Genomic DNA, 12,762 nt, shown 5'->3' with positions numbered 1-12,762 from the left:
AAAAGGAGGATATTATGAAAAGAATTAAAAAATTTTTATTATCATTTATTTCTGCAATGTTAATTGCAACAATGTTTACATCTAATCTTAATGCATTAGATATAAACAGTGAATTTATCCAAAATGTAAATACTGCAAATACATTTGGATATGTTAATTATGAAACAGATCAATTTGAAGCTTATAGTAATGTTGAAGGAAGTGCTGGAAATTATACAAGCATAGCTTCAAAAATTTACAAACCACTATCTGGAGATACATTAATTGTAGTATTTCATGGAAATGGTGAAGGTGGGGTTGATGGCATTTGTAATAACTATGCTCAACTAGCTGGTAATCGTTTAGCAGTTACATACACAACTGACGAGTTACAAAGCGCTTTTAAAGGTGCATATGTATTAGCTTTCCAAGCACCTGATTATTGGTACAATGATTATACCCAACAAGCAAAAGCCATTATTGATCAAGCAGTTGATGAATTTAATATTAAAGAAGTATTTATTTCTGGACTTTCAGCTGGTGGACTAATGTCTCAAAGAATGTTAGCTACGTATGGTAATTATTTTTCAGGTGCTTTAATTTCTTGTTCTGCAATTGCTAAAAATGACCAATATATCGAAGGTCTTGGTGGCGATTATAGTAATGCTACTGAATATTTAGATGCTAATGACTCATATACTGACGGAAAAACATTTAAAAAACCTAATGATTATGATCAATATTTAAATAATTATAATATTTGGCTAGAAAATATTGCAAAAAGTAATGTACCAATTTTTATGGTTCATTGTTATAATGATCCAACTATTTATTATAAATGGACAGAATTAGCTTATAATACTATTAAAAATTATCGTGAAACTAACGGATTAGATGGTGATGTATATTGTGGTTTAATTGAAAATGTTAGTTATCCTGATGAAACTTATAGTAGTGGGCATTGGTCATGGATAAAAATGTTAAACGGAGATGTGTATGCATCAACTAATACCGGATTAGATACCATCACTTGGTTTAAATCACTATCAACATCAACTAATACATATCAACCCAAATTAGTTAGTAATCAAGTATCTCAACCAGTAGATAAAGCCAATACATATACTTACAACTTAATTGCTACTGTAACAAATAGCGGAGAAAAAATAACTTCTATTGAAATTAATATGAATGGCAAAAAGATCGATTCTACAAAATTGACACCAGAAATGTTTAAAATTACTGGATATAATACAGATGCTAGTGGTTTAGCAGTTGATAATGTAAAATCAGAAGGAATTTTTGGTACAGTTGATAACCCTATTAATATTGATGTTGAAAAAGTAAGTGTTAATGAACAAGGAAATATTGTTTTAGATCTTGCAACACAAAAAGGTGTACTAAATTATACTTCACTATCTCGTAATTTAACAACAAACATTAGATATGATATTGCTGATACAGTTTTACCATTTATTGATGAAAACAGTTCATTAACATCTAATAACATAGCAACGTCTATAAAAACAGGAGATTCAGTTAATACTGTATTGACTGGTAGTATTATGATTATTTCTTTAATAATTATAATTACAATTAACAAAAATGAAAAAATAACTAATTAATATTTTAAACAACTATATAACTCATAACATCAGGTACTCTTTTGAGTACCTTTATAATATATTTGATGCATTTAGTAAATTTAAATTTAATTTAAAAGAGATTTCATGTTCTATTGTACATACAATAGTTTTTTTGAAATCTCTTATTATTTATTAATCTTTCTTTCTTGTTAATACTATATATCCAGCTACACTCAATAATGCAATTGTCACAAACATTCCTACAGAGCTTTCATCACCTGTTTTAACACTTACTGTTGTATCACCATTATTTACTGGTGCACTTACTGTGTTATCTGCTGGTGTATTTACATTAGTTTCTAAGCTATTGATCGCTTTTTCTAATGTAGCTTTAGCATTGTCTACTTCTTTTTGAGTTGCATTTTTATTTGTTAATACGTTTTTAGCATTTGCTAAAGCATCATTTACAACTTGAACTGTTGCTTTACTATAGCTAGCTAAATTTAATCCTTCTGCTTTGTTAATTAAATCTTCTAATAAGCTCTTATCTGGAATTAATCTTAAATTCAAGAATGCTGTTACTAACTCTTTGTAAGTTGCATCTACTTCTTCTTGCATTGCATTTTCGTCATTATATACATTATTTGCTGTTACTAATGCATCATTGAATGGCGTCCATGTAGCTTCTGTATATTTATCAGCTTCTAGTCCACTAACTTTATCAATAAATGCTTTTAATGCTGTTTTGTCACCTTTTACAAAGTCTAACATATGCATTGCACTTGCAAGTCGATCAAATGCATTATTTATTTCTTCTTGAGTTGCACTAGCATTGTTATAAACTGCATTAGCTTCATCTCTAGCAGCTTTAAATTCATCAGCTACTGCTTTTACTACATTTTCTAAATCTTCATCAGTAATTGCATTAGCTAAATCAAGTGCAATCTTTAATGCTGTTTTATCTGTTATTTCATTACCATAGGCACGTAATTCTTTTACATGGAAACCTTCATTAGCTGAATTATACAACCCTACCAATTTAATATAACGCGCAGTTATTTGATCAGCACTAAATTCATATGTATCACCAGTAACTAATGATGGTGCTTCTCCATATGTTTCTTTACGATTCGCTACTTTTTGCCATGTTTCATTATCTTTACTTACATATAGATCATAATCATAATAACGTTTACCATCATAATAATTAACAACATTCATACGGTCAATTAAATAATCTTTTCCTAAATCAATGATGATATATGGTGTAACTTCACCATTCCAAGCAATACCATCCCAATATGTATCAACTATTCCATCATTTACATTTGTTGCATAACCACCACCTGGAGCTCCAGGGCTATCAGGACGTTCTTGATTAGCAAAAACATCTTTTTCTAATGCAATGTTACCAACATTTTCTGGTACTTCTACATAAGTAGAACATTCATTAATTACTCTTTCTACAACTGTTTTTACATTTTCAGGTAAATTATCAGCATATCTTTGATAATTTTGTAAATCCCAATCAGCATAGATCCAATCCATACATAAATCATGATAATTAACTAAATTAGTTTTAGCACTACCAAATTCTAATATTTCTTCACTTTGATCCAAATATGCTTGCCATATAACTTTATAAATATCATTAATCATTCCTTCATAATTACGATAAGCATAAGTACCTAAAGTTGTTGAAGGAGCCCATACAGTAATTAATGTTTTAGCATTTATAATCATTGAATCATAGGCAAAATCGTCACTATTAGTATCTTTTGCCCAATCAACAGCACGGCCTACCCATTCACCAATCAATAAATCTTGTTGTGTTCCACATACTTCATTTAAAAGATCAATTGCATTTAAATATTGTTCTTTTAATGATTTAAAATTATCTATTTCTTTAGCATCATATGCCGTCTTTAAATCACCTAATCTTACAACAGCATAATTATTTACTACTTGTCGCATGATTTCAGTCAAATCATAACGATATGCTTCACTTGCAGATAATTTATCATAATCTTTATACAATAATTCCAATGCTTCTTCTAATTCACTAGCAGTGTATGGTAAACCATATTGCACTAAACTAGGATCGCTTCTTGCAATAACATCAGTTGTTTTACCACTTCGACTATAAACAGTCTTCAATAAAATATCCCAAGCTTCTCCTGCGCTTTCAGAATAATCTCCATAACGCCTCAATACATATTCATCTAGCCAATCATCTAAATCAATAGTATCTTGTTGCCATGCCATATCTAAAAGCAATTCATATATCATCGGATTATCATAAGTTGCCTCTGAAATAAATCCAATTCCTTTCATATGTTCAGCTTGAGTAGATGCTTTATTAATTCGATTAATAATTTCTTTTGGTCTTCCATCCATTGATGGATTACCACCATAATTTTCAAGCATACACCATACCCAACTAGTTGAATTAAACTCATCACTTTCTAATACTGTACCATTATATTCAGTTTTATCCCAATATGAATCATAGGCATCATTTAATCCATTTAAATCCAAAATAATTACATGATCTTCGCGATCATCACCCATTCCTTTTAACAAATCATTAGTTGGATTACTCCACCAAGCCTGAACCATCCAAACAGCTTCTTGATCATATTCCAAAAGTGAATTTAATACTTCTCTAGAAATAACATCATCAGTTAAATCAGATGGTCTTTTTCCACCTTCATGGAATGGGTCAACAGCATAATAATTACTTGTCTTACCAAATGCCCATTCTTGTGCTTCATAAAATAATTTTGCATATTGATCATAAAGCTCACCATCTGTTCTAATCATATCTGGACGTGGTACACCACACCAATTTCCTTGTTCCAAAATTTCAACATCTTGATAATCAGTAAAATTGTTTGGTACCATTCCTGCATAACCTTGAAGCACTGTCTGCATTCCTAAAGAATTTTTCCACCTTTGATTTTCACGTGCCATTTCCAAGCGTCCCTTTACCCATTCATCAGATACCGGTCCACCAATTACTTCCATATTATCCATAAATTGCCATGCATAATACGTTGGTCCCGCAAGCCAATCTTTAGCACTATCAAAATCATAACCAAAATTCATTAAAAATTTAATCCAAACAGCTTCTTGTCCTGCTAAATCTAAAACTACATTAACTCCATTTAACGCTAACCAATCATACTCTTTTTGAAACATCTTTGCATCAGCATATGAAAAAGTATAATTAAGAGTACAATAATTAAAACCATATCTAATTTCATAAGGTGTATATTGATAAATTGTCTTGTCTACCTTAATAAGTTTATCTGGCATCTTTGTTTGATTAGCTTGCTCAGAAATATTAACTTTACAATAATTTTTTAAATAATAATTTAAACCTGTTGCTAATGAGATACCATCATTTCCTGTAATTAAAATTTTATCATTTGCATTACTAACAGTATAATAATCATACTCAGCGTATTCTTGTTTAGGATTTTTTGCTAATTTAAAAGTAAACCAATCACGATATTTTTCACCTAAATTACGATCAATAATGCCATATACATTTTCTATTGTTTCTGCTTCAGTAATTTCTGTAGCATAACTTGTTTTATCATATGGTTCTATACCTAAGATTTCATCAATTGTTCCTGTTCTTAGTACTTCTTTATTTTCATTTGTAGCCTTCCCATGAATTCTTACTTCAGATAACAACGAAGTACTCGTATCACTAACATATTCTAAATAAACACGTACAATTCGATAAGTTGAATTCTCTAAGTTCGTTAAATCAATCTTATATCCATCATTATCAGCTGTATCTTTGCTACGTTCTTTATAAAGACGATCATAATTAGAACCATCAACACTGCCATAAATACTAAAATAATAATAGCGTCCTTCTTTTACTGGTACTTTGATAATTATTTCTGATAAATCATAATTTTCTAATAAATCAATATCAAAATAAGCTGGTGCAAATGCACCTGTACAATAAGTAACATCAAAACCGTCATTAATATTATTAATTGCTTTCGTATTTAAATGACTTGTTACTGGTTTTGAAAAAGCAATATTTTCAGGATCACTAGGATCACCAATTGGTGCTTGATAATCAGGATCAATTTTTCCATAAACTTCAAATTCATACATATGCACACTTTTATTCGTTGGTTCAACAATAACTTTAGAATTATATGTCATATTAACTCGAACAAAACGTGCATTGACAGGCTGATCTAAAACAAATGTTTCACCAGCATATGCTAAACCATCTTCAGCAGTTCTTTTAGCTACTTCTTGCCATTTTGCCCCATCCAAACTCACTTCAATATTATATTCATAATATCTAATTCCATCGACATATGGATAAGCTTTCATTTTATTTATAAAATAACCACTGCCTAAATCAATAATAAAACTTTGTGGCGATTCTTCAGATGCCGCACCACCATCCCAGAATTCTCCTGTAGTTGAACCATCAGTAATTACATCAGGTACTGTTCCATTATCTGAATTAGTAGCTGAAACGTTTTTATGCAAAGCAACATTTTCATCATCACTAGCCACAAAACCCCAAACTTCAAATTCAGCCATATGTACTGATTGATTGGCATTATTGTAAGTCATAGTAACTTTAATATACCTAGTATTTAGAGAATCAAAAGTATATGTTTCATCTTCAAAAGCATCAACCGTTCCATAAGTTTCGTTACGATCAGCAACTTTTTGCCAATTTTTACCATCTAAACTTACTTCAATATAATACAAATAGTAACGATTCTTTTCTAAAACAGGTGTTGCTTTCATTTCTTCAATAACACACTCTTCACCTAGATCAATTATAAAATATTGACCATTATCACCGTATTTTCCACCATCCCAATAGTTTCCTTTATTTCCATCAACAATTCTTTCAGGATTTCTTTCATAATCGGTATTTGATGCAGTGATTTTTTTTCTAAGTGCTAAATTAGTTGGACTTAAAGATTCATCATATTCTTGTCCAAATGCTTCTATTTCTGCAATAATTGCCATATCTTGACTATTATTACTAGTAATTGTCACTTTAATTTCATTAGTAACAATTGCTTCTGGTAATACATATTCACTATAGTATTTATGACCAACAGTTGTTGTATCATTATTTTCATCATAATTTGTTCCACTATACAAATCTACAAATTGATTAGTAATACTATCATAATATGAAAATTTAAAACTTAATTGATTTTCATAACTTTCATCATAATTTTTAAAAACAACTCTAACCTTATCAATACTATATTTATTATGTAACTTAATCCCTGCATATGCCATAGATGTTTGTGCTGACCAAACAGTTTGATAATTTCCATCATTTAAAAATGTAACATCACCAACTGTTGCAATTGTTGATTGTGCATAAGCATCACCATCACCAGCAATATTCATCTCATCATCTAAATTCAAGGCATCGCCTACTACAATAGATTGTGACAATAAACTCACCATACAACATATACAAACAATAAAACTCAAGGTCTTTTTAATTAATTTGTTCACGTTTATCATCGCTTTATAACACTTCTTCCCCATTAATATTTTATAAAACAAGTGATTTTATAACGTTTACCTCCATTAATTTTTAAACCCATATAAATATAACTCATTACAAACTACATTCCCCAATAATTTTTATATTTATCCTAACTCCTATTTTCAATAATTCCCCCTTTTCATTTAAATTAAAAATATCAAAATCACTTGATTATAAGCGTAGATCATATAATTATTATATCATTTAACTCTTACAAAAAATACTAAATCTAATCTATTAAATTTGAAAAAAAATGAAATTATCAATATTTTATCACTTTTAATACTCAACCTTTTAACATGAATAACTAAACCTATTTAAAGCAAATTATTAAAAACAACAATATATTCAATTCTAATAAAATGAGCTTAAAACAAATATATTTTTCATTACTCCTTCTATCTACACATATTATATCACTAAACAAATAGTAAAATTTTACAATGATTAGTAAAATTATACACTACATATATTTAAATAAAAAGAGATTTCATAACTACTATAAGCAGTAGTTTTAGAAATCTCTAGTTAATTATTAATCTTCTTTTTTTCTAAGAACTTTAGCTCCTGCAATACTTAATAATGCTAGTCCTGCTAATGTTCCTACTAGTGCATCATCACCTGTTTTTACACTTACTGTTGTATCGCCATTACTTACAGGTGTACTTACTGTGTTATCAGTTGTTACTGTTTGTAATCCAGCCATTGCTTTGGCTAAAACATCTTTTGCACTATTTACTTGTTCTTGAGTTGCATTTGGATCATCAAATACCGCTTTTGCTTCATTTAATGCTTTTGTTAATCCATCAAATGATGCTTTTGTATAGTTTGCTACGTTTAATCCATTTGCTTGATTGATTAAATCTTCTAATAAGTCTTTATTAGGGATTAATCTTAAGTTTACAAATGCTTTTACTAACTCAGTATATACTGTATTTATTTCTTCTTGCATTGCATTTTCATCGTTATATACGTTAGTTGCTGCTGTTAATGCATCATTAAATGGTGTCCATGTATCTTCTGTATACTTGCTACTTTCTAAACCACTTACTTTATCAATAAATGTTTTTAATGACGCTTTATCACCTTTAATAAAGTCTAACATATGCATTGCATTAGCCAATCTATCAAATACATTGTTAACTTCTTCTTGTGTTGCTTTATCATCAGCATAAACTGCTTCAGCATTAGCAAGCGCTTCTTTAAATTCTTTTGCTACTACAGGAATCACAGTATCTAAATGCTCTTGAGTTATTTCTTTTGCAGCTGCAATTGCAATTGATAACAATTCTTTATCTGCTTCAACATCTGGTTGATCAGATACTACTTGATGAACATAGAATTCAGCAGCAGCAGCAAATGGTTTACCTGGATTATTTGTTACACCATCAAGTGCAATAAATTTTAATTTTCTAGCTGTTACCTGGTCAAATTTAATTATCTTTTCTTCACCATTACCATCCCAAGTTCCTTCTTCAATAATTGGAACCCATTCATCACTATTTTCTACTTGATAATATAATGAATATTTAGTAATGTTACCATTTGTTCCACTTGAACGAGGTATATATGTTAATTTATTGATATCATATGTTTTATTCATATCAACAATAACTTCTGCTGGTAAGTTTTTGTATGGGCTATAAGATGTATGCCAAATTGTTGATAAATTACCATCAAATGCATAACTAATAGGTCCTTCTGTACCCATATCTGATTGTTCATTATTTGTAGTTACAGTGAAAGTTTTACCATCAAGTATTGTAGTATCTTTTTGAACTCCTTCACTAACAACTACATTATCGATTGTTGCATCGATTGCATTGCTTGTTGAACCGATTCTTTGAATTGGTAATAATAATGTTCCAACACCATAACCACCATTATTATTTCCTAGACTTAAACCTGGTTTAATATTTTCTTGTTTTACTTCACCAGTTTCATCCACATATTTACCAACAGCATTATATTTTTCACCGTTAACAAATAAGTAAGTACGAATACCATCAGTACTAATAGCTAAATGAACTTTTTGGCCAACTGGTAATTTATATCCAAATGAGAAATCATATAATTCACGTTTATATCCTAAAGTACCATCATCCAAGATGCGAATATCATGCACATAACGTTCATTACCTGGTGCATCTGCTTCAAATAAAATTTCTCCTGGTTTTGCTTCTTGATTTAATGTAATATCAAATTCTAATGTATTTCCTGTTGCTAATTTTTCAATTGGTGTTGTCACATAGCTTTCATCACCGCTTAATGTTAAAGCACCTTTTTCAAATTTAGCATTAACATCTGTTAATAAATCACGATTATTTTCTGATGCATCACCTTTAGTGTCATTAGCTTCAAATTTATATTCCATATATTTTCCATCTTTAGCAGATGCTTTATGATATGGATTATGACCTGGTGCATCACCTAATTGTTCAACTGTTTCAGTTAATTCAGCATAAGTTGTTTCTTTAGCGTCACCCCAGTTTTTAGAAGCAAGAGTTGGCACTGCTTGAATAAAACGATCATAAATATCTACTTCGCTAATACCATTAGCACGAGTATCAATACTATCGTTCCAAATCGCAAATGTACTTCCTAACATTTGTTCAGATGCTGCAGAAATTTCTACACCACCAATACTATTAACTTGCCAATTATTAAATAATCTTTGTGTATTTAAGTAATCTCCATAATATCCTGCAGCAGGTACCATGTATAAATCACCATCAACTGTATTAATTAATTGATATCCTTGTTCATACATATCTTTAGGCTGTGCATACGGATTATACCAGCAATTCATTTGTACATTTTTACTACGAACTGGTGTACTTCCATTTTTATGTGATAAACTTCCCCACATACGTACAGTTGGATTAGTTTCTTGAACATGTTCAATAATATCATCAGAGAACTTACGGAATGCTTCTGCATCACCATAGTATTCATCAGTACCAACATGAACTACCATGCTTGAATCAAACATATCTTCTGTCAAATATTCATCCCATAACTTTTTAACAAAGTTAGAACTATCAGCATAATGTTCATCAGATAAGTCAAATTGTTCCCCTGCTCTTGCAGCATTTCCTTCAACTGTTTTCTTTAAATGTAAATCTGGACGAACATCCATGAAAGCACCAGAATGTCCTGGAGCATCAAATTCAGGAACAATATTAACACCCATTTCTCGACTGTCTAAAATAAATTCTCTAAATTCTTTCTTAGAATAAGATAAGTCTGTTGAAGTCAAATCAGCAGCATTAGCAACACCTTTAGAATCGCCTTCAATTACTTGTCCTTTTTTAATATCAGATTCTAGACGGAATCCTGTATATGCTTTTTCCATCGCAGTTTCAACTGAACCATAATCTTCATAGAAAATTAAATTGTCATTTAAATGCACTTGGAAATCATTCATTTTATAATATGCCATTTCTTTAGCGATAGAATTTAATGTTTCCATTGAAACTGGTTTACGAGCTACATCCAAACTGAAACTACGTACTGAATATTTAGGATAATCACGAGTTAAACCTTTTGGCATTGTATCATCTTCTAGTTTTAAAATTTGTAACATCGATCTAGTTGACCAATACGCCCCAGTTGATTGCTCTGCCTTAATTGTTACGATATCATCGATATCCATGATATATCCTTCTTTACCTAAATTATTAGTAGTATCTTTTGTAAAGAAGATATCTCCTGGTTTAGCTGTTTCATCAGTTACAATCTCTAATTCTTTACCGCTAGCTTCTTTATAATCAGCTTGGAAAGCTTGTGCGGCTTTAGTAGCAATATCTTTAGCACTAGCATCAATTACTAAACGTGTACTTGCTTTTACTTTAAAGTCACCAGATTCTCCATGCCATTCAGCTAGTTCAGGAATTACAGTTGGTTTTGTATTTTCTCCAGCTGTTTCATGAATACCTGGAATTGTAAGCGCTAATTCTGTTGTAGATTCAGCAGTTTCTTCACCTTTTGTAATTTTATAAATTCCTTTTATTGCTGTATCTGTTAATGGTTGATAAATCTTACCATCTTTTGCAACGATTTGTTCTAAATCAGCTAAAAATTCAACCTTAAATCCTTCTGGAACTTCTGGTAAAACTAAAGCTGTTTGATCTTCATTAAAAGTAGGTGCTGTTTTTAACTTAGCAGCAGCTTCTTTTGCTGTATCATCAGGTTCAATATCTGGACTTTCAACTTTTGGCACATTTGCATATGCTTCAAATTCATACAATGAAACATTTGGCCAATTATTGTTACCACCATTATATTTAGTAACATTTAACTTAACATATTTTGCCCATACAGCTTTATCTAAAGTAATAACTTCTTCAGTTTCACTTACAGCTTCACTACTTGTATAGACATCTTCATAACTTGTGCCATCATTAGATACTGAAATCGTATATTGTTCAATATTTGCTCTTTCCCAAAAAATCTTGAAAGACCTTACTCGTTGACTTACTGGTAACTCAATTGTCAATGTTCGAGCTAAATTACTAGAATTAGTATCAGTTGCCCAACGTGAAGCTTTATCTTTAGTATTTCCATCAATAGCTTTATCTGGTGTAAATGATGTTCCACTTTCAGAATTACTAGCTGTTGCTTTTCCTTCACGATTGTAGTTTTCATCTGGCAATAAATCATCTGGAATATCATTTTCATATACTTGGAATTCATATACTGAAACTGATTTCCAATCAGCATCTGGATTGCCGTCAACATATTTACCATTGTATCCAGTAACTAGTAAACGTACATATTGAGCAGTTACAGCTTCATCTAAATGGATTGTTTCTACTACATCAGAAATTTCTCCATTACCATCTTTAGTGTAAACTGTTTCCCAATCACCATCACCAGTATTTGATGTTTGAATTTGATATTCGGTAATATTTTGTCTTTCCCATGCAATTACAAATGATTGGAAAGTTTTAGTTTCACCTAAATCAACTTTCAACCAAGCTTCTTCAGTCCCATTAAGTTGACTAGTTCCCCAACGAGATTGATCTGCTTTATTTTCTGCATCACGATTGACAATTCCATCAACCGCTTTAGTAGCTTTAAATTCTGTTCCCGACTCTTCTTCACTAGCAGTTGCTGTTTTACCCTTAGCAAGGTTAACTAAATCAGTTGTTCCCGGTTCAGTATCAAGTAACGCAGCTGCATCATTTCGAGCCTGAACCCCTAATAGTTGTGGTGAAACAGTACTTAATACCATTCCTCCAACTAGTAAGGCATTGGCTACTTTAATTTTTACGTCCTTCATAATCTATATCCTTTTCCTTCCTTTCGAATTGATAGCGTTATCAAAGCTATCAGTATGGATATTATTACATAAATAACATAATCTAGCAATAAGTGTACTTTATTTTTACACAAAATAAACATAAATAAATTATTATATATATAATCTTTAAAATCATTTTTAAAAACATTATTATCTACCAATAAAACAAATCCCATAACTTTTTAAGCTTCAATTTCTTCATCTATCAACTTTTAAATTCATTTCAATAAACATAAAAAGAGATTTCGTAATCCAATATCATTAAGTTAAGATGACAATATTTAACCAGGAATTATATGAAAATATATTTTTCCTGGTTTTTAATA

3 protein-coding genes are annotated in these 12,762 nt (G+C 30.4%); 1 reads left to right on the top strand and 2 read right to left on the bottom strand.

Annotated features, from left to right (window positions below; all coding sequences use genetic code 11):
• The first annotated feature begins 14 nt into the window (after nucleotides 1-14).
• Nucleotides 15-1,604, top strand: a complete 1,590-nt coding sequence (locus tag NQ543_RS00950) for a prolyl oligopeptidase family serine peptidase (protein ID WP_004610676.1) — start codon at nucleotides 15-17, stop codon at nucleotides 1,602-1,604.
• Between the two features lie 153 nt (nucleotides 1,605-1,757).
• Here NQ543_RS00950 and NQ543_RS00945 read toward each other — a convergent pair whose 3' ends face one another.
• A complete protein-coding gene (locus NQ543_RS00945) occupies nucleotides 1,758-7,034 on the bottom strand; it encodes an alpha-N-acetylglucosaminidase TIM-barrel domain-containing protein (RefSeq protein WP_039904742.1) in 5,277 nt (1,758 codons plus the stop codon).
• Nucleotides 7,035-7,666: 632 nt separating this feature from the next.
• The gene (locus tag NQ543_RS00940) at nucleotides 7,667-12,415 is read right to left on the bottom strand and encodes a discoidin domain-containing protein (protein WP_004610678.1); all 4,749 of its coding nucleotides are present in this window, start codon (nucleotides 12,413-12,415) and stop codon (nucleotides 7,667-7,669) included.
• Between the last annotated feature and the right edge of the window lie 347 nt (nucleotides 12,416-12,762).

This window comes from Thomasclavelia spiroformis DSM 1552, assembly GCF_025149465.1.
Taxonomy (GTDB): Bacteria; Bacillota_I; Bacilli_A; order Erysipelotrichales; family Coprobacillaceae; genus Thomasclavelia; species Thomasclavelia spiroformis.
This window is presented reverse-complemented; position numbering and strand designations above follow the sequence as displayed.

Coding starts and splice junctions, on each gene's coding strand:
- NQ543_RS00950 (WP_004610676.1), top strand. CDS start 15: ATGAAAAGAATTAAAAAATTTTTATTATCATTTATTTCTGCAATGTTA.
- NQ543_RS00940 (WP_004610678.1), bottom strand. CDS start 12,415: ATGAAGGACGTAAAAATTAAAGTAGCCAATGCCTTACTAGTTGGAGGA.